This is a genomic window from Aureimonas sp. CAS, assembly GCF_059838215.1.
In genome coordinates, this window is record NZ_CM187563.1 from 1,245,553 (window position 1) to 1,263,897 (window position 18,345).

An 18,345-nucleotide genomic window follows, 5' to 3' on the forward strand; every position below is an offset into this window, starting at 1 on the left:
CCGTGCCCTCGCATCGCCGGGTCCGTTTGGCTATGGTCCGTCCGATTTGGGCAGGGGGCCGGCCGACGCCGGTCCTCCGATTCATGGCGCGCGTCGCGCAGGAGTTGGAATGGCAAACGTCGTCGTCGTCGGCTCGCAATGGGGTGACGAAGGAAAAGGCAAGATCGTCGACTGGCTGTCGGAGCGCGCGGACGTCGTCGTCCGCTTTCAGGGCGGCCACAATGCCGGCCACACGCTCGTCGTCGACGGAACGTCCTACAAGCTCTCGCTGCTGCCCTCGGGCGTGGTGCGCCGGGGCAAGCTTTCGGTGATCGGCAACGGCGTCGTCTTCGATCCGCATGCCTTCGTCGCCGAGCGCCGCCGCCTGGAAGGGCAGGGCGTGACGATCTCGCCGCAGACGCTGCGCATCGCGGACAATGCGGTTCTCATCCTTTCCCTGCACCGCGAGCTCGACGCGATCCGCGAGAACTCCAACTCCGGCACGCGCATCGGCACCACGCGTCGCGGCATCGGCCCGGCCTACGAGGACAAGGTCGGACGTCGCGCCATCCGCGTCATGGATCTGGCCGAGCCGGACAAGCTGGGCGAGCGCATCGAGCGCCTTCTGGCCCATCACAACCCGCTCCGCCGCGGTCTCGGCCAGGCCGAGATCGACGCGGGCGCGATCCTGGAGGAGCTGACGTCGGTCGCCTCCGAGATCACGCCCTTCATCGACCGCGTCTGGCGGCTCCTGGACGAGAAGCGCAAGGCGGGCGCGCGCATTCTCTTCGAGGGCGCGCAGGGCACGCTGCTCGACATCGACCACGGCACCTATCCGTTCGTCACCTCCTCGAACACGGTCGCAGGACAGGCGGCGGCGGGTTCGGGCCTCGGCCCGTCCTCGGTCGGCTTCGTCCTCGGCATCACCAAGGCCTACACGACGCGCGTCGGCGAGGGGCCGTTTCCGACCGAGCAGGACAACGAGATCGGGCAGTTCCTGGGCGAGAAGGGCCACGAGTTCGGCACCGTGACGGGGCGCAAGCGCCGCTGCGGCTGGTTCGACGCGGTCCTCGTGCGGCAGGCGGTGGCGCTGAACGGCATCGACGGTCTGGCGCTGACCAAGCTCGACGTCCTCGACGGGCTCGACGAGATCAAGATCGCAGTCGGCTACGAACTCGATGGCGAAACGATCGACTACTTCCCGGCGACGGCCGACGCGCAGGCGAGGCTCAAGCCGATCTACCGCACCTTCGAGGGGTGGAAGGGGACGACCGCCGGTGCGCGTTCGTGGAGCGACCTGCCGGCGCAGGCGGTCAAGTATGTGCGCGAGATCGAGGAGCTGGTCGGCGCGCCCGTCACGCTCCTGTCGACCTCTCCCGAGCGCGACGACACCATACTTGTCCGGGACCCCTTTCAGGACTAGGTTCGAAAGTCCGGCGCACATCCTTCTGTTTGCAGTGAGTTCGTAGAGACATGGCCGATCTGAGCGCGGTCCTCCGCAAGACGATCGACGCTCTTCCGTCGGCCACGCCGCAGCTTCGAGCCAAGGTCTACGACAAGGCCCGCGCGGCGGTCCGGCGGCAGATCGAGGCGGCCAATCCGCCGCTGGCGCCCGAGCTGGCGGATGCGCGGCTGCGCTCGCTCGAAGAGGCGATCAAGTCGACGGAAGCCCATTATTCGGCGGCGTCGGATTCCGCTGCGGCGCCAGCGCCGGCCGCTCCCCCGACGCCCGCGCCCGCTGCTCCGGTGGCATCGCCGCTGGCTGCGCCCGTTCAGCCTGCGCGCCCCGCGCCCCCGCCGCCCGAGCCGGTGCGCACGCCCGTGGCCGAGGATCGGCTGCCTGCCGAGACGGCGAGCCCGCGCGTCGAGGCCGAACGTCCGGCGCCGCCGCCTTTCCTTCGCACGCCGCCGCCGCCGCCCGTCCGTGACGAGCCCCGGTTCGAGCCGGCGCCGGCGCCTCGCGTCGAGCCGGCGCAGGTGCCTCGTGTCGAACCGGCCGCCGAACCGCGTCGCCCTGACTGGATGAAGGCTCCGCCTCCGCTCGTGCAGCCGGAGGTTCAGTCGGAGCCGAGCGAGCCACGCGTCGGCGAGATCGGGCCCATGGCCGAGACCGAGGCCGTGGACAGCGCGCCCGCGCCGTCCGGTCTCGATGCCATCCCGCAGGCGGATATGACGGTTCCGGGCTATGCCCGTCCCCGCCAGGCGCGCCGCAAATCGGCGGGTGGCCTCGTCGCCACGCTGGCGATCCTCGGCGCTCTCGGCGTCGCCGGCTATGCGGGCTATCTCTATCGCGACGATCTATCGGGCCTCTTCGGGGGCGGGCAGGTCGCGGAGGCGCCGGGCGATTCCACAGAGACGGCGCAGACCGATCCCGCCGCGCCGGCAGACGGGGCGGCGACGGCGCCGGCCGGCGAGGCCCCGGTCGATCCGACCGCGCGGCAGTTCACGCAGCGGCTCCTGCCGGACGGCACCGAGGTGGACGAAGGTCCGGCCGAAACGGCCGCCAACGCCTTCGACGAGGGAACCGACGTCGCGGCCGCATCGCGCATCGACCCCGAGCCGGCCGTCCCGCCCGTGCCCGTTCAGACGCAGGCTCCCGCCGCTGCGAGCGACCCGGCCGCCGTCCAGGGCGGCCAGCGGGCAGTCTTCTACGAAGAGCGCTCGGCGGACAGGCCGGGCACCCAGCTCGGCGGAAACGTCGTTTGGAGCGTCGTGAACGAGCCGCCGGCTGCCGGCCAGCCGGCCGAGCCCGCGATCCGGGCCGTGGCGGAGATCGCCGAGAACGACCTGCGGATGACCATGACCATCCGCCGCAACGCCGATGCGACCTTGCCGGCCAGCCACGTGATCGAACTCCTGTTCGATACGCCGACCGATTTTGCCGGCGGAGAGATCGAGAACGTCCAGCGGCTGGCGCTGAAGCCGACCGAGCAGGATCGCGGCCAACCCTTGATCGGCGTCGCGGGCAAGATTTCGGACGGCTTCTTCATCATCGCGCTGAACGATCTCGATCAGGCGGTGGAGAACAATCTCGCGCTCCTCTCCGACGAAAAGTGGATCGACATTCCGATGGCCTACTCCACTGGACAGCGCGCGCTGATCTCGCTGGAGAAGGGTACGCCGGGCGACGAGGTGTTCCGGGAGGCGCTGGACGCCTGGGCGCAGCAGGGCTGAGCCGCCCGCTTTCGATCCTCGTTCGACAAGAGAAAGGGCCGCCGCTCCATCGAGCGGCGGCCCTTTTCGATGTTCGCGATCGGGCCGCGTGTCAGGCGGGTTCGACGACCCGCAGCGCCCGCCGCTGCTCTTCCGCGCTTTCCTGAACCGCCTTCTGGACCTTCTCGAAGGCCCGCACCTCGATCTGGCGCACGCGCTCGCGGCTGATGTCGAACTCGCCCGACAGGGCTTCGAGCGTCAGAGGCTCCTCGGCGAGCCGGCGCGCCTCGAAGATGCGGCGCTCGCGATCGTTCAGGACGTCCATCGCCCCGCGCAACATGCCGCGACGCTGGTCGAGCTCGTCCTGGCGCGCGAGCAGCTCCTCCTGGCTTTCCGAATCGTCGACCAGCCAGTCCTGCCACTCGCCGGACTCGCCTTCGGTCGCGCGGATCGGCGCGTTCAGCGAGGCGTCGCCCGAAAGGCGGCGGTTCATCGAGACGACCTCCTCCTCGGAAACGCCCAGCGAGGTCGCGATCTGCTGCACCTGGTCGGGGCGCAGATCGCCCTCGTCCAGCGCCTGGATCCGGCTCTTCATCTTGCGCAGATTGAAGAACAGGCGCTTCTGGTTCGCCGTCGTGCCCATCTTCACGAGGCTCCAGGAGCGCAGGATGTATTCCTGGATCGAGGCCTTGATCCACCACATGGCGTAGGTCGCCAGACGGAAGCCGCGGTCGGCGTCGAAGCGCTTGACCGCCTGCATCAGCCCGACATTGCCCTCCGAGACGACCTCGCCGATCGGCAGGCCGTAGCCGCGATAGCCCATCGCGATCTTGGCGACGAGACGCAGATGGCTGGTGACGAGCTTGTGGGCCGCCTGCCGGTCGTCATGCTCGGCATAGCGTTTGGCGAGCATGTACTCTTCCTGCGGCTCCAGCATCGGGAAGCGACGGATTTCCTCGAGATAGCGGCTGAGGCCGCCTTCACCGGAAGCAATGCTCGGAAGATTGGACTGCGCCATGAATCGTGTCTCCGTTCGTTGCGGCCGCTTCTTGAAGCCGGCCGGATCGGGGCGCACATGAAGCCACGCCCGCAGGACTGAATATGGTGATCGCTCGGGGCCATTGCATGGCCGGGCCGCGCCCGATCTCGGGACAGCCTGTTCCATCCGGGGAACGCTGGAATCGATCGGCCCGCCATCAGCGGCACCTTCGCCCCCTCAATGAAGAAGGGCGTCCCGAAGTTCCGCAAAATCGACCGGGGGAGGGGCGTCGAACCGCATCGCCTCGCCGGTCGCGGGATGCTCGAAGCCGAGCGTGCGGGCGTGGAGCGCCTGCCGGCGGAAGCGGGTCGCGATCGCCGCCGCCGCCTCGTCGAGCTTGGCGATGCGCGAGCGGAAGCCCGCGCCGTAGACGTCGTCGCCGATCAGGGGGTGCCCGATATGGGCGAGATGGACGCGGATCTGATGCGTCCGGCCGGTTTCCAGGCGGCAGCGCAGGAGGCTCGCCAGCGGCTCGGCCCCGGCGGCTCTGGCCAGAACCTCGTAATGCGTCACCGCATGGCGCGCGTCCGAGCGGCCCTGCGGCACGACCGCGCGCTTGACCCGGTCGCTGTTGGAACGCCCGAGCGCCGCCTCGATCGTGCCGCGCGGCCGGGCCGGAACGCCCCAGGCCAGCGCCTCGTAGCTGCGCTCCAGGCGTCCGTCCCGCCCGTGGGCCGCGAACTGCGCTGCGAGCCCTGCGTGCGCGGCGTCGGTCTTGGCGACGACCATGACGCCGCTGGTGTCCCGGTCGAGGCGGTGCACGATGCCGGGCCGCTTCACGCCGCCGATGCCCGAAAGCGAGTCGGCGCAGTGATGGAGTAGGGCGTTGACCAGCGTGCCCGTCCAGTTGCCGGGACCGGGATGGACGACGAGGCCCGCCGGCTTGTCGACGACGATGAGATGCTCGTCCTCGTAGAGGATCGAGAGCGCGATATCCTCCGGCTGCGGATCGGGCTCGGCCGCCTCGGGGACGGCCAGCTCGATCGTGTCGCCGGCGGCGACCTTTCGCGCGGCGTTCGTCGCGACCGCCCCGGCGACGCGCACATGCCCTTGCGCGATCAGGTCCTGCAGGCGGGCGCGCGACAGCTCGCCGCCGAAGGCGTTGGCGAGAAACCGGTCGAGCCGCAGCCCGGCGCCGTCGGCCTCGACGAGGAGGGTTGCCTCGCGCTCGCGCTGGCTTGTATCGATGCCGGACACTTGCCCTCCGAAGAAGATGTTCCCGATGAGCCCATCCGAGAACCGGATCGACGATCCGGCCGAAATCCCGGTGGACCCCGCCACCGAACGCGTGCGGCGCAAGATGGTGCGCCTCCTGGCGGTCTCCATCGGCGTCATGCTGATCGGGGTTATGGCGGTGCTGGCGGCCGTTGTCTATCGCGTGAACGAGCCGCGGGCCGGCGCCGTGCCGCAGGGCGCCAGCGTGCCCTTCGTCTTGCCGGCGGGAGCCGAGATCCTGGAGTCGAACCTGTCCGGCGACTCGATTCTGCTGCGGGTCGAGGGCCCGGACGGCGAGGGCGAAATCCTTGTCATGGACCGCGCTAGCGGTGCCGTCTCCTCCCGCCATCCCATCGCTTTTCGTTGATACGAAGAGCTGTTCGCAGAGGGTTGCCATCCCCGATCCGGTTGGCTATATCGAACCCAGATCGGGGCGGCGCCCCGGTGATGCGCCCATCGTCTAGCGGTTAGGACGGCGCCCTCTCACGGCGCAAACAGGGGTTCGATTCCCCTTGGGCGTACCAATCTCTTTCTGACATTCCGGTTTGAAATCAGTCGCTCAGGCATCGTCGTCTGTTCGTGCCGTTGCGTGATTCGGCCAGCCGATCGGCAGGAGGGCGGCGTGGCTTCTCGCGTGATGCGAACCCGGCTCCGCCCTTCGTGATTCTGAGGTGAGCCTTCGCGCCGGAACTCTCCTTCGAGCGAACCGTTGGTCCGCACCCCGATGGCCGGTGTTCGCTTTGGGCGGGAATGGTCCGGACATGGGGACGGTCCTTGCGGACAGATTCGATTCATACTGTCGGAGGAAAGGTCGGGCGGACTCATGCGGAATTGGGAATGTCGCTCCATTCTGACCGAAAGGTGCAAGCAACGATCGGCTAGAGTGGTTTGAACAAGGCAACCGAACTGCAGCGCCGCAGGTCCGCAATGCAGGACCGTGGCTGCTACGGGCTTCTGATCCAGCGCTTCGCGCCCTCCGAACGCCGAGAGGGACCTTGGGAGCGCCGCCACAGGGTTCATAGCATGCGGACCCACAGCCCGTCGGGTCCGGCGTCATGAAGGTTGCCGAGAGGGGAACGATGCTCCGCGTGCTATTGAAGTCGGCTCTGCTGACGCTCGGCATCGTGGCCTTCAGCCACGTCGTGTCGCTGGTGGTCAGGACGGTGCTCGGGCTCGGCTATGACGGCTATTCCCTGGCGCTGACCACGGCGGTGCCGATGATCGCCGCCTTTCCCTTCGCCGTCTTCATCTGCCATCAGGAAGCGCGCATTCGCGACCTGTACGGGCGGCTGAAGACCGCGCATGAGACGCTGACGCGCGAGGCGACGCGCGACGATCTGACGGGGCTGCTGACCCGCATTCCGTTCTTCGACGAGATGGCGGCCGCGCGAACCAACAAGCGCCGGGGCGCGCTTCTCATCGTCGATGCCGATCATTTCAAGGGCATCAACGACCGTTACGGCCATCTGGTCGGCGACCGCGCGCTCATGCTGCTCGCATCCAGCGTCGCCTGCGCGGTGCGCGAGCGCGATGTCGTAGGCCGGATCGGCGGCGAGGAGTTCGCGGTCTATCTGCCGCAGACCGAACTCGCCGACGCGATGGACATCGCGGAGCGGATCCGTTCCAGCGTGGGCGCGATCCAGTTCGAACCGGTGCCGGGCGCGGCGCACCCGTTGAGCGTCAGCATCGGCATCGCCCGGGCCGATCACACGCGCTCGCGCAGCGTGCTGTTCGCCGAGGCGGACGCGCGCCTCTACGAAGCCAAGCAGAAGGGCAGGGACCGCGTCGTGTGCGAGGACGTCGAGCCGCCCTCGGCCAAGGTCACCTTCCTGCACGATCGGCGCGCCCGGCGAACCTGACGCGCCGAAGCCTCGTCAGGCGCGATGGCCGTCCAGCTGCTCGAGCATGGCGCGGGCCGAGGACTTCTCGGCCTGACCGGGCGCGTCCTCAATGTTGACCGTCTGCACGACGCCGTCGCGCACCAGCATGGAGTAGCGCTGCGACCGCGTTCCGAAGCCTTTTGCGTTCAGATCGACGTCGAGGCCGACCGCCTTGGCGAACTCCGCGTTTCCGTCGGCGAGGAAGAGGATGTCGTTCTCGCCGCCATTGGCCTTGCGCCACGCGTCCATGACGAAGACGTCGTTGACGGCGACGACCGCGATCGTCTCCGCGCCCTTGGCGCGCAGCTCGTCCTTCAGCTCGATATAGCCCGGCAGATGGTTGTTCTGGCAGGTCGGGGTGAAGGCGCCGGGAACGGCGAAGAGGACGACGGTCTTTCCGGCGAAGATCTCGTCGGTCGTGATGTTCGCCGGCCCGTCCTGCGACGGGGTGCGAAGGGTCGCCGAGGGAATCGTGTCGCCTGGCTTGATGCTCATGGGGGTCTCTCCTTCGAGGCCGCGGGGGTTGCCGTGTTCGTGTGTCAGGGAAGGTCGATCGTCAAGGAGAAGGCTCGTTGGCCGGCGATGAAAACGGCGTCGAGCGCTGCGTCGGGAGGGCTGCCGTCACGTGGCCGTTCGCGGATCGGCACTTGCCAGAGCGCGCCTTGCCGGGTCGGCGCGCCGAAGCGCCAGGGCGACGGTGCGGAGACGAAGAGGTCGTCCGCCCCGTCGATGTCGGAGGGTGCCTCGACGAGCAGAATGTCGCCTTCGATCCGTCCCTTCGCGGCTCCGGCGTTCCGCGGCAGCGCGAGAAAGGCGCGATCGATCGCCATGGCGTCGGCTGTCGAAAGCGGCTCGGAGAGGTCTCGTTCGAGAACGGTCGCGACGGGCACGCAGAGCGTTCGGCATAGGCCGGCCTGGAGAGACAGGACGAGGCGAGCGTCCGCGTGCGCGGTGGTCTCGAACGCCACCGCCACCGGTCGGTCGTAGCCGTTCAGCCTTTCGCCCTCGCTCACGATCCGCTCCGGCGCGGGGAAGGCGACGCGCGGCGTCTCGACCCCCTGGCTGGCGGAGAAGTCGAGCCGGGGGGCAAGGCCGCTTTCGCCCGGATCGAGCCAGTATGTCTTCCAGCCGGGAGCCAGATCGAAGAGGACCGCGCCGCGGACACGGCCCGCCTCGTCGGGCGTTTCGGCGATGAGGCGGATGGTCGCGCCTTCGGTCTGAACTGCGGTCTCGGCCATGGCGGTCGGGATCACGGACGCCAGAAGGATCAGGGCATGGAGGAAGGCGATCATGGCCCATGATAGCGCGAAACGGGGCGCCCGGAAGCCGAGCGGTGCGATGCGGACGCGGCCTTTCCGGGCATCGCCACGGACGGCACCGTGCCCACAACGGGATCGGCCCGAAAAAGCCTGACGCGTCGATTCAAAAAGATGGAGCGACCTTTGTGCGTCCGTTCGAACGCAGGGCACCCTAACCAAATCTTGTGGGGTACCCTTGATGAATTGCGGGGCTCGGAAAGCTATCTAGGCATCATGGACGTCGACGCGATCAGATCCGGACAGAATGACCATCCTTCGCTGGAGGGGCATTTCCTCATCGCCATGCCGGGGATGGAGGACGAGCGCTTCGCGCGCAGCGTCGTCTACATCTGCGCGCATTCGGCGTCCGGCGCGATGGGCTTCGTCATCAACAAGGCGCAGGCGCTGAGCTTTCCCGATCTCCTCACGCAGCTCGGCATCGTCTCCTCGCCGGACGAAATCCGGCTGCCGCTGAAGGGGCACGAGATCTCCGTCTGCCAGGGCGGGCCGGTCGAAAAGGGGCGGGGCTTCGTGCTCCATTCCGACGATTACGGCTCGGAATCCACGGTTCCGGTCGAGGACCGGGTCGCGCTGACGCCGACGCTCGACATTCTCAAGTCGATCTCGCGCGGCCTCGGCCCGTCCACGGCCATCATGGTGCTCGGCTATGCCGGCTGGGGCGCGGGGCAGCTGGAGGCCGAGATCGCGGCCAATGGCTGGCTGACCTGCCGCGCCGACCTCGACATCCTCTTCGACACGCGGCTCGACGACAAATACGGCCGCGCCTTGAAGACGATCGGCGTCGATCCGGCCTTCCTCGCCTCGCAGGCCGGTCACGCCTGAGCGGGCGTGGCCGTCGCGCCGACCGCCGGCGCCGTGCGGGGCTTGGTCGCCTTGCGCTCCTGCAGAAGCCGCCGCGTCTCCTCCGCGTTCATCGGCGGGGCGAACATGAAGCTCTGCACATATTCGCAGTTCAGCGCCTTCAGCTTCTCGGCGTCCTCGGTCGTCTCCACGCCCTCCGCGACGACCGCCAGCCCGAGATCGTGCGCCATGGTCACGATGGACTGGACGATGATCTGGCGCTGCGGCAGCGACTCCTTTCGCAGGAAGGACTGGTCGATCTTCAGCGTGTCGAAGGGGAAGCGCATCAGATAGGACAGCGAGGAGTAGCCCGTCCCGAAATCGTCCAGGGACAGGCCGACGCCGATCTCGCGCAGCTGCGCCAGAAGCTGGGCCGAGCGCTCCGGGTTGTCCATCACCAGCGATTCGGTCAGCTCCAGCCGCAGGCTTTCCGGGCTCAGCTTGTGCCGCGCCAGAACCGTGCGCACGTCGGTGACGAGATCCTGGCGGATCAGCTGGCGCGAGGAGATGTTGACCGAGACGGTGAGTCCGGAGCGTCCCGACAGGCGCTGCCAGTCGGACAGACGCCGCACCGCTTCGTCGAGCGCGAACTGGCCGAGCTGGACGATGAGCCCGCTGGTCTCGGCGATGGGGATGAACTCGGAGGGCGAGACGAGGCCGCGCTTGGGATGCTCCCAGCGCAGCAGTGCCTCGAAGCCTGCGATCGAGCCGTTCGAAAGCCGCACGATCGGCTGGAAGGCCAGGGACAGCTCCTGTCGCGAGAAGGCGCGGCGAAGGTCCGATTCCAGCTCCAGGCGTCCCGAACCGGCGCTCTTGTAGGCGGAGCGGAAGGGCTCGACGCGGTCGCCGCCCAGGCGCTTGGCCTGGTACATGGCGAGTTCGGCCTCCTTCAGGAGGTCCTCGGCCGCGCAGCCCTCGCTCCAGCCGGTGAGGCCGATCGAGCCGGTCAGCACGATCTCCCGGTCGGTGAAGTTGATCGGCGCGCGGATCGCCTCGCGCAGCTCCTCTGCGACCTGCGCCACCGCCGCGACGTCGGTGCGGGACATCAGGATCAGGCCGAACTGGTCGCCCGAAAGGCGCGCGAGCGAGTCCTGCTGCTTCAGAAGCCGCTTCAGGCGGCGCCCGATGGTCAGAAGGATCGTGTCGCCCGTCGCGATGCCGAAATCGTCGTTGACCTGCTTGAAGCGGTCGATGTCGATGATGAAGATCGACGGCCTCAGGTCGGTGCGGGTCGTCGCGATGGCGGCGATCGAATCGAGGCGGTCGAGGAAGAGTTCGCGGTTCGGCAGGCCCGTGAGCTGGTCGTGGAGCGCGTCGTGGAGCAGGCGCTCCTCGGATTTCTTGTCGTCCGTCACGTCCTTCAGCGTGCCGACGCAGCGGACCACCTCGCCGTCCGAGCCGAGCATCGGGCGGGCGCGCAGATGCATCCAGTGATAGTGCCCGTCGCCGGAGCGGACGCGGAAGTCCTGCAGGATCCGGCCCCTGCGATGCTCGATGATCGTGTCGAGCATCATCTTGAAGCGGTCCCGGTCGTCGGGGTGGAGGATCGGCAGCCAGTCGCGCGCCGGCCCGTTCATGGCCCGCAGCGGCATCTGCGCCAGCCCGTCGGAATCGCAGGCGGTGAAGATGCGGTCGCGCGTGACGTCCCAGTCCCAGACGGCGTCGCCCGTGCCGGCGAGGGCGAGCGACCGGCGCTCCATGTCCGACAGGAGGCCGCTCGCAAGGCTTCCGCCCGCGAAGGCGTGCTGCATCACGGTGAAGCCGATGAGGAGGACGATGAGGACGAGGCCGCCGGCAAGGGCCGGCTGGATGATGTCGTTGTCGATCGCGCCCGTCAGCGTCGCCCAGCCCGCGCCGAGCCATGCGATGATCAGCAGCCATGTCGGGATCAGCATCACCGCCCGGTCGAAGCCCTGGAAGGCGAGTGTCAGGATGAGGACGAGCCCGATGGCGGCGGTCGCGGCGAGCGAGAGGCGCGCGAAGCCCGCCGCGAGAGTCGGATCGACGACCGCCATGAAGGCGAGGGCGGAGAGACCGGCCAGCCAGAGCACGGTGAAGGCCGAAAGCGCGCCATGCCAGCGGTTGAGGTTCAGATAGGCGTAGAGGAAGACGATCAGCGTGAAGGCGAGCGCCACTTCGGTCGTCGCCCGGAGGATGGTCTCCCGTCCGGGATCGGTGGGCACGAGCCGCTGCCAGAAGTCGAAATCGATGCAGACATAGGCGAGCACGGCCCAGGCGAGGGCCGCCGTCGCCGGGAACATGGGCGAGCCCTTCACCACGAAGAGGATCGTCAGGAAGACCGCCAGAAGGCCGGCGATGCCGAGGACGATGCCGCGATACAGGGTGAAGGAGTTCAGCGTGTCCTTGTAGGCGTTGGGCTCCCACAGGCGGATTTCGGGCAGGCGGTCGGAGGAGAGTTCGGCGACGAAGGTGACGATCGAGCCCGGATCGATGGTTACGAAGAAGAGGTCGGCCTCTGTGCTCTCCTGCCGTTCGAGGGCGGAGCCGACGGAGGGCGTGATCGCGGTGATGCGGCGCGAGCCGAGGTCGGGCGAGATGATGCCGGATCCCGGCAGTTTGAAATGGGGTGCGACGACGAGCCGGTCGAGCTGCTCGTCGGTGTTGTTGGCGAGCGCGAAGACGGCCCAGTTGCCCGAGCCGCTTGCCGTCGCGGCCTCGACCTCGAAGCGGCGTACGACGCCGTCGGCGGCCGGCACGGTCGTCACCTGGAAGCTTTCGCCCTGGCCGCTGTAGAGATCGACCGCCGGAAGAAGGTCGATCGCGATGTCCTGACGCGATACCTCGACCGGCTCCAGCGCCTGCGCGGGCAGGATGAGGACGAGCACGGCCAGCATCGCCAGGACGCCGAGGACGGCTCGCCGAAGGAGCGAAAGGTCAGGCATGGGGGACGGGATCGACCTTTCCTGGCAGGGCCGGCACGGCTTCCGTGCGCACGCGGGGAACGGGACCGTCCTCGGCCAGGCGCGAGAAGAGAAGATGGTCGTGCCAGGTCCCCGCAATCATCAGATACTTACGCAAATGACCTTCCTGAGCGAAACCGCATTTCTGGAGAAGTCCGATCGACCTCCGGTTGTGCGGCAGGCAGGCGGCCTCGAGCCGATGAAGCCGTTCCACCTCGAAGGCATAGGTCGAGACCGATCGCACCGCCTCGGCCATCAGGCCCCGTCCGGCGAAGCGTTCCCCCATCCAGTAGCCGAGCGTCCCCATCTGGGCGACGCCCCTGCGAATGTTCCCGAGCGTGATGCCCCCGCACAGACGCTGCGAATCCGTTTCGAACAGGAAGAAGGCGTGGCCGTGGCGGGCTCGCGCGTCCTGCCGGTAGCGCGAGAGACGCGCGTCGAAGGAGGCGCGGGACAGCTCCTCCGCGCCCCAGGCCGGTTCCCAGGGTACGAGGAAAGAGCGGCTCGCCGCGCGAAGGGCCCGCCACTGCTCGTAATCCGAGGCGCGGGGCGCCCGTAGGGTGATCCGCTCGGCGACGAGCGCCGGAGTAGGCGCGCCGGCGAACCAGTCCAGGAGGAACATCGGAATTGTCCGCCCGCGCGTCAGCCCGCCGCGAGCGCCGGGCTCCCGAGCCGTTGCTCGATCGACTCGAGCGAGGGCAGGAGACGCAGCGGCCCGATCGCGGCGAGCGTGGGCTTGACGTCGAGAAAGGTGCGGCCCGCAAGGTCGGCCAGACGCTCGGCGGAGATCGCCGCGAGGCGGTCGAGAAGCTCGGTGTTCTCGATCACCGATCCCTTGAACAGGAGCTGCCGTGCGATCTGGCCGGCGCGGGAGGCGGGGCTCTCCTGGCTCATCAGGAGGCTGGAGCGGATCTGCGAGCGGGCGCGCACGACCTCCTTCTCCGTGATCCCGTCGGCGGCACGCGCCAGCTCCTCCACGATGACGGGCGCGAGTTCGGACAGCTCGTCCTCGCCCGTGGCGGCATGGATGCCGAAGAGCCCCGTGTCGGAGAAGCTCCAGTGGAAGGCGGAGATCGCGTAACAGAGGCCGCGCGTCTCGCGGACCTCCTGGAAGAGACGCGAGGACATGCCGCCGCCCAGGATCGTGGACAGGACCTGCGAGGCGTAGAAGTCGCGCTGATAATAGGGCCGGCCCTGGAAGCCGAGGACGAGCTGCGCGTCCGCGAGGTCGCGGTCCTGCCGGAACTCGCCGCCCGTATAGGCGGCCGACAGGCGGCCTTGCGCCTCGGCGCCCGTGCCGGCCGCCAGATGTCCGAAATTGGCGGTGACGCGATCGACCACGTCCTGATGCGAGACGGCGCCGGCCGCCGAGACGACCAGCTTGTCCGGCGTGTAGTGCGAGCCGAGATAGGACCGCAGCCCCTCCGGCGTGAAGGAGCGCACGGTCTCGCGCGTGCCCAGGATCGGACGGCCGATCACCTGATCGCGGAAGGCCTGCGCCTGGAAGTGGTCGAAGACGATGTCGTCGGGCGTATCCTCGGCCGCGCCGATCTCCTGCAGGATGACGTGCTGCTCGCGGACGAGCTCCTCCTCGTCGAACTTCGAATCGAGCAGGATGTCGGACAGGATGTCGAGGGCGAGCGGCACGTCCTCGCGCATCACCCGCGCGTAGTAGGCGGTGGTCTCGACGCTGGTCGAGGCGTTCAGCTCTCCGCCGACATCCTCGATCTCCTCGGCGATGCGGCGCGCCGAGCGCCGCGCGGTGCCCTTGAACGCCATGTGCTCGAGCAGATGGGCGATGCCGTGCTCGTGCAGGCCCTCGTCGCGGGCGCCGGCCTTCACCCAGATGCCCAGCGCCGCGCTTTCCAGCGACGGCATGGTTTCCGTCGCGATCGTCAGCCCGTTGGAGAGCTTCGTGATCTCGACGCTCATGCGGCCGCTCCGAGGGTGACCGCGCGCGAGCGCTGCTCGACGAAGCGCTGGACGGCGGACAGGTCGTTGGCGACCGTCTCGAAGATTTCCGGCCGCTTCATCAGGTCGCCATGCGTCGGGGGAAGGGAAGGCTCCGTGCCGATAGCGGCGGCGACGGCGGCGGGGAACTTGGCCGGGTGCGCCGTGCCGAGGACGATCATCGGCTCGGCGCCCTGATGCCGGCGTGCGACGGACAGTCCGACCGCCGTGTGCGGGTCGAGAAGATAGGCGCTGTCGGCGAAGACCTGCGCGATCGTCTCGCGCACATCGTCCTCGCTCGCGCGGCCGGCGTCGAACTCGTCCCGGATCGTCTCCAGCGTTCCGCCCGGCAGGGTGAAGCTCTTCGACTGCTTGAGATTGTCCATCAGGCGGCGGATCTCCTCGCCGTCGCGCCCGCCCGCCTCGAACAGCAGGCGTTCGAAATTGGAGGAGATCTCGATGTCCATGGAGGGCGAGGTCGTGGCGCGCACGCCCTCCATCTCGTAGCGGCCCGAGGCCAGCGCGCGGGCGAGAATGTCGTTCTCGTTCGTCGCGATGACGAGGCGCTCGACGGGCAGGCCCATGCGCTTGGCCGCGTATCCGGCGAAGATGTCGCCGAAATTGCCGGTCGGCACGGTGAAGGAGACACGGCGCTCCGGCGCACCGAGACTGGCGGCGGCGGTGAAGTAGTAGACGATCTGGGCCATGATGCGCGCCCAGTTGATCGAGTTCACGCCCGACAGGGCCGTCCGCGTGCGGAAAGCCTGATCGTTGAACATCGCCTTCACCATCGCCTGGCAGTCGTCGAAGGTGCCTTCGACGGCGATGGGATGGACGTTCGCGGCGCCCGACGTCGTCATCTGCCGCTGCTGGACCGGCGAGACGCGGCCGCGCGGGAAGAGGATGAACACGTCCGTGCGCGTGGACGCCGCGAAGGCGGAGATCGCCGCGCCGCCGGTGTCGCCCGAGGTCGCGCCGACGATGGTCGCGCGGCTGCCGCGCTCGGCGAGCACATGGTCCATCAGGCGCGCCAGCAGCTGCATGGCCACGTCCTTGAAGGCGAGCGTCGGACCGTGGAAGAGCTCCAGCACGAAGGCGTTCGGCCCGACCTGGACGAGCGGGGCGACCGCCGGATGGCGGAAGGTGGCGTAGGCCTCGTCCACCATGCGCTTCAGATCGGCCTGCGGGATGTCATCGCCGACGAAGGGCGTCAGGATTTCGAGCGCGATCTCGGCATAGGGCCGGCCGGCGAAGGAGCGGATGGTGGCCTCGGAAAAGCTCGGCCAGCTTTCCGGAACGTAGAGCCCGCCGTCTTCGGCGAGGCCGGTCAGGAGGACGTCGCTGAACCCAAGGACGGGGGCCTGCCCCCGCGAACTCACATACTTCACGGCAACTCCCAAGCCCGCCCGACACGCGGCTCTCGACATCCCGTTCCCGGCCGCGCGCTCGCGCATCGCCGTGGATGGTTCACCCGTCGCGGTCGCACCGCGCGGGAGGCAATGGTATAGACCGCCGACGCATATGAAGGGAAGGACCGCCGATGGCACCGCTTCACGCTTTCAGGATCGCCCCTTTCGCGATGGGCCTCGCGGTCCTCTCGGCCTGTTCGACCGGCGGCGGCCAGCCGCCCGCCGTTTCCCAGCCGGCGGGGACGGAGGCGGCCTACTGCCCGCCCGTCGTGCAGCGCGAGGGCACTTCGGTTCTGCGGCGCGGGGAGGGCGACGCCCTCCAATACGTTGCCTCCATCTCCCAGACCTCGCGATCCTGCCGGGTCATCGACGGCGTGCTGCACATCGAGGTCGGCATCGCCGGGCGCGTGATGCCGGGCGCCGCCGCGCCCTCGGGACAGGTCGGCCTGCCGCTGCGGGTCGTGGTCGTGCGCGGCTCAGAGGTGCTCTACTCCAATCTCGGACGTATCGGCGTTCCCATCTCGCAGGGCTCGGGCGCGCAGCCCTTCACCTATGTCGATCGGGCGATCCGCCTCTCCGAGCCTGCGAGCCGTCAGGTCAACATCCAGGTCGGCTTCGACGAACAGAACTGACGGGGGGCCGGGAGCTTAGTCGCGCTCCCAGTCCGAGAAGGCCTCGACGACGGACGGGAAGTCCGACAGGCGCGAGATGACCGTCTCGGCCCCGGCGTCCGTCAGGGCGTCGGCGTGGCCGGGATGGGTGTGGCTCGCGCCGGTGAAGCCGACGACGCGGCAGCCCGCCGCCACCGCCGCGGCGATGCCGTGGACGGAATCCTCCAGGACGACGGCGTCCTTCGGCTCCACGCCGAACTCCTTGCAGGCGTACAGATAGACGTCCGGCGCCGGCTTGATGCGCTTCGTCCCGACCTCCCGCGAGGAGTAGACGTAGGGGCGGAAGCGGTCCCAGAGGCCGACATGCGACAGCATGATCTTCAGCCGGTCGCCGAGCGAGTTGGAGCAGATGGCGCGCGGCAGTTCGAGGCGGTCGAGCATTTCGTGGACGCCCGCGATCGCCTCGACCTTGGCCAGCCGCTTGTCGGTCTCGACCTTGGCGCGCGCGATGAAGTCGTCGGGGAAGACCATGCCGGTCTCTTCGCTCAACGCCGCCAGGATGCGGTCGAGCGTCAGTCCCGCGAAGCGCGCCGCGAGCTCTTCCGCCGAGATCTCGTAACCCAGTTCGGCGAACATCTCCGACTCGATCTGTGCGGAGACGATCTCGGAATCGACCAGCACGCCGTCGCAGTCGAACAGGATCAGGGAAAGGGCCATTCGTCGAACTCGTCGTATCGGGAAGGACGCGGCCTCTCGGACCGCGAATGGCCCGTAGCATGCGGGCGGGCGATGGACCAAACGCGAGGTCGCCGCCGGGGTTCACCGATCGTTTACGGTGTTCGGTAACTATGACGTCGGTCCAGTTGTTCTTGCGTCAGACCGGGTGAACGAAATGTCGAATCTACGCCGCGCGCCCTTGTCCGAAGTTCGAGCGTCGGGACGCGCGGCGTATGTCGATACGATCCTGAAGGGCGATTGCGTGTCGAAGATGGAGACGCTGCCGGCGGCGTCCGTCGACGCGATCTTCGCCGACCCGCCCTACAATCTGCAGCTCGGCGGCGACCTCCTGCGGCCCGACCATTCCAAGGTCGATGCGGTCGACGACGCCTGGGACCAGTTCGAGAGCTTCCAGGCCTACGACGCCTTCACGCGCGCCTGGCTGCTCGCCGCGCGGCGGGTGCTCAAGCCCAACGGCACGATCTGGGTCATCGGCTCCTATCACAACATCTACCGGGTCGGCGCGATCATGCAGGACCTCGGGTTCTGGATGCTGAACGACATCGTGTGGCGCAAGGCCAACCCGATGCCGAACTTCCGGGGACGCCGCTTCCAGAACGCCCACGAGACCATGCTCTGGGCGTCCCGCTCCCAGGATTCGAAGGGCTACACCTTCAACTACGAGAGCCTGAAGGCGGCCAACGACGACCTCCAGATGCGCTCCGACTGGCTCTTCCCGATCTGCTCGGGCGGCGAGCGGCTGAAGGACGAGGACGGCCGCAAGGCGCATCCGACGCAGAAGCCGGAGGCGCTGCTCGCCCGGGTTCTCCTGTCCTCCACCAAGCCCGGCGACCTCGTGCTCGATCCCTTCTTCGGATCGGGGACGACGGGCGCGGTCGCCAAGCGCCTCGGCCGCCACTTCGTCGGCATCGAGCGCGAGGACGACTACATCCAGGCCGCGACGCGCCGCATCATGGCCGTCGAGCCGCTGGGCGAGGACGAGATCCGTCTCGCGGTGCCCAAGCGCGCCGAGCCGCGCGTCGCCTTCTCGACGCTGGTCGAGGCCGGACTGATCGCACCGGGCACCGAACTGACCGACGCCAAGGGCCGCTATTCGGCGCGCGTGAAGGCGGACGGGACGCTCGTCCACGGAACGCAGAGCGCCTCGATCCATCGCATCGGCGCGATGGTGCAGGGGCAGGAGGCCTGCAACGGCTGGACCTTCTGGCACGTGCGCGACGGAGCCGTTCTGATCCCGATCGACCATCTGCGGGCGGAAGTCCGCCGCCGCATGGCGGGCGTCGAAGCCTGA

Annotated in this window: 16 protein-coding genes and 1 tRNA gene; 8 read left to right on the plus strand and 9 right to left on the minus strand. The window is 68.5% G+C overall.

Going from position 1 to position 18,345, the window contains the following annotated elements:
* Nucleotides 1–109 precede the first annotated feature (109 nt).
* Both AC6R2M_RS06080 and AC6R2M_RS06085 read left to right on the plus strand, forming a co-directional pair.
* Nucleotides 110–1,402, plus strand: coding sequence for an adenylosuccinate synthase (locus tag AC6R2M_RS06080; protein ID WP_500486482.1), 1,293 nt, complete (start codon nucleotides 110–112; stop codon nucleotides 1,400–1,402).
* A gap of 50 nt (nucleotides 1,403–1,452) precedes the next feature.
* Complete coding sequence (locus AC6R2M_RS06085) at nucleotides 1,453–3,153, plus strand: hypothetical protein (RefSeq protein WP_500486484.1); 1,701 nt, start codon at nucleotides 1,453–1,455, stop codon at nucleotides 3,151–3,153.
* 91 nt (nucleotides 3,154–3,244) lie between these two features.
* Here AC6R2M_RS06085 and rpoH read toward each other — a convergent pair whose 3' ends face one another.
* Together rpoH and AC6R2M_RS06095 are read right to left on the minus strand one after the other, a co-directional pair.
* Complete coding sequence (gene rpoH / locus AC6R2M_RS06090) at nucleotides 3,245–4,150, minus strand: RNA polymerase sigma factor RpoH (RefSeq protein WP_500486486.1); 906 nt, start codon at nucleotides 4,148–4,150, stop codon at nucleotides 3,245–3,247.
* 198 nt (nucleotides 4,151–4,348) lie between these two features.
* Nucleotides 4,349–5,368: an RluA family pseudouridine synthase gene (locus AC6R2M_RS06095; RefSeq protein ID WP_500486488.1), complete on the minus strand. Its 1,020-nt coding sequence runs from the start codon at nucleotides 5,366–5,368 to the stop codon at nucleotides 4,349–4,351.
* Nucleotides 5,369–5,393: 25 nt separating this feature from the next.
* Between AC6R2M_RS06095 and AC6R2M_RS06100 the strand changes: the two genes are divergently transcribed.
* The 3 genes from AC6R2M_RS06100 (at nucleotide 5,394) to AC6R2M_RS06110 (ending at nucleotide 7,245) form a co-directional block, all read left to right on the plus strand.
* Nucleotides 5,394–5,753 (plus strand): DUF6476 family protein, encoded by a 360-nt coding sequence (locus AC6R2M_RS06100; protein WP_500486490.1) that lies wholly within the window; start codon nucleotides 5,394–5,396, stop codon nucleotides 5,751–5,753.
* Nucleotides 5,754–5,835: 82 nt separating this feature from the next.
* Nucleotides 5,836–5,910: transfer RNA gene (locus tag AC6R2M_RS06105), tRNA-Glu, on the plus strand.
* Between the two features lie 564 nt (nucleotides 5,911–6,474).
* Complete coding sequence (locus tag AC6R2M_RS06110; protein WP_500486492.1) at nucleotides 6,475–7,245, plus strand: GGDEF domain-containing protein; 771 nt, start codon at nucleotides 6,475–6,477, stop codon at nucleotides 7,243–7,245.
* 15 nt (nucleotides 7,246–7,260) lie between these two features.
* On the opposite strand, the gene AC6R2M_RS06115 is transcribed toward AC6R2M_RS06110, so the two are convergent.
* Complete coding sequence (locus tag AC6R2M_RS06115) at nucleotides 7,261–7,761, minus strand: peroxiredoxin (protein ID WP_500486494.1); 501 nt, start codon at nucleotides 7,759–7,761, stop codon at nucleotides 7,261–7,263.
* A 44-nt stretch (nucleotides 7,762–7,805) separates the two neighbouring features.
* Complete coding sequence (locus AC6R2M_RS06120; RefSeq protein WP_500486496.1) at nucleotides 7,806–8,558, minus strand: protein-disulfide reductase DsbD domain-containing protein; 753 nt, start codon at nucleotides 8,556–8,558, stop codon at nucleotides 7,806–7,808.
* Nucleotides 8,559–8,798: 240 nt separating this feature from the next.
* On the opposite strand from AC6R2M_RS06120, the gene AC6R2M_RS06125 reads away from it, so the two are divergent.
* Nucleotides 8,799–9,407: a YqgE/AlgH family protein gene (locus AC6R2M_RS06125; RefSeq protein ID WP_500486498.1), complete on the plus strand. Its 609-nt coding sequence runs from the start codon at nucleotides 8,799–8,801 to the stop codon at nucleotides 9,405–9,407.
* Here AC6R2M_RS06125 and AC6R2M_RS06130 read toward each other — a convergent pair.
* Genes AC6R2M_RS06130 through thrC form a run of 4 tightly spaced genes read right to left on the minus strand, consistent with a single transcriptional unit; the run spans nucleotide 9,398 to nucleotide 15,684 of the window.
* On the minus strand, nucleotides 9,398–12,328 hold the full coding sequence (locus AC6R2M_RS06130; protein WP_500486500.1) for a putative bifunctional diguanylate cyclase/phosphodiesterase: 2,931 nt from the start codon (nucleotides 12,326–12,328) through the stop codon (nucleotides 9,398–9,400). The two genes, AC6R2M_RS06125 and AC6R2M_RS06130, sit on opposite strands and share 10 nt — an antisense overlap.
* The gene (locus AC6R2M_RS06135; protein WP_500486502.1) at nucleotides 12,321–12,968 is read right to left on the minus strand and encodes a GNAT family N-acetyltransferase; all 648 of its coding nucleotides are present in this window, start codon (nucleotides 12,966–12,968) and stop codon (nucleotides 12,321–12,323) included. Before AC6R2M_RS06135 ends, AC6R2M_RS06130 begins: the two co-directional genes overlap by 8 nt.
* Nucleotides 12,969–12,988: 20 nt before the next feature.
* A complete protein-coding gene (locus AC6R2M_RS06140; protein WP_500486504.1) occupies nucleotides 12,989–14,278 on the minus strand; it encodes a M16 family metallopeptidase in 1,290 nt (429 codons plus the stop codon).
* Nucleotides 14,275–15,684, minus strand: a complete 1,410-nt coding sequence (thrC, locus tag AC6R2M_RS06145; protein WP_500486506.1) for a threonine synthase — start codon at nucleotides 15,682–15,684, stop codon at nucleotides 14,275–14,277. The genes AC6R2M_RS06140 and thrC overlap by 4 nt, the downstream gene beginning before the upstream one ends.
* A 152-nt stretch (nucleotides 15,685–15,836) precedes the next feature.
* Here thrC and AC6R2M_RS06150 point away from each other — a divergent pair, with 152 nt between their 5' ends.
* A complete protein-coding gene (locus AC6R2M_RS06150) occupies nucleotides 15,837–16,337 on the plus strand; it encodes a hypothetical protein (RefSeq protein WP_500486508.1) in 501 nt (166 codons plus the stop codon).
* A gap of 15 nt (nucleotides 16,338–16,352) precedes the next feature.
* Here the strand turns inward: AC6R2M_RS06150 and AC6R2M_RS06155 are convergent, their stop codons facing one another.
* Entirely contained in the window at nucleotides 16,353–17,033 is a 681-nt protein-coding gene (locus AC6R2M_RS06155; RefSeq protein WP_500486510.1) for an HAD family hydrolase, read from the minus strand.
* A gap of 175 nt (nucleotides 17,034–17,208) precedes the next feature.
* Here AC6R2M_RS06155 and AC6R2M_RS06160 point away from each other — a divergent pair, with 175 nt between their 5' ends.
* Nucleotides 17,209–18,345, plus strand: coding sequence for a site-specific DNA-methyltransferase (locus AC6R2M_RS06160; protein WP_500486512.1), 1,137 nt, complete (start codon nucleotides 17,209–17,211; stop codon nucleotides 18,343–18,345).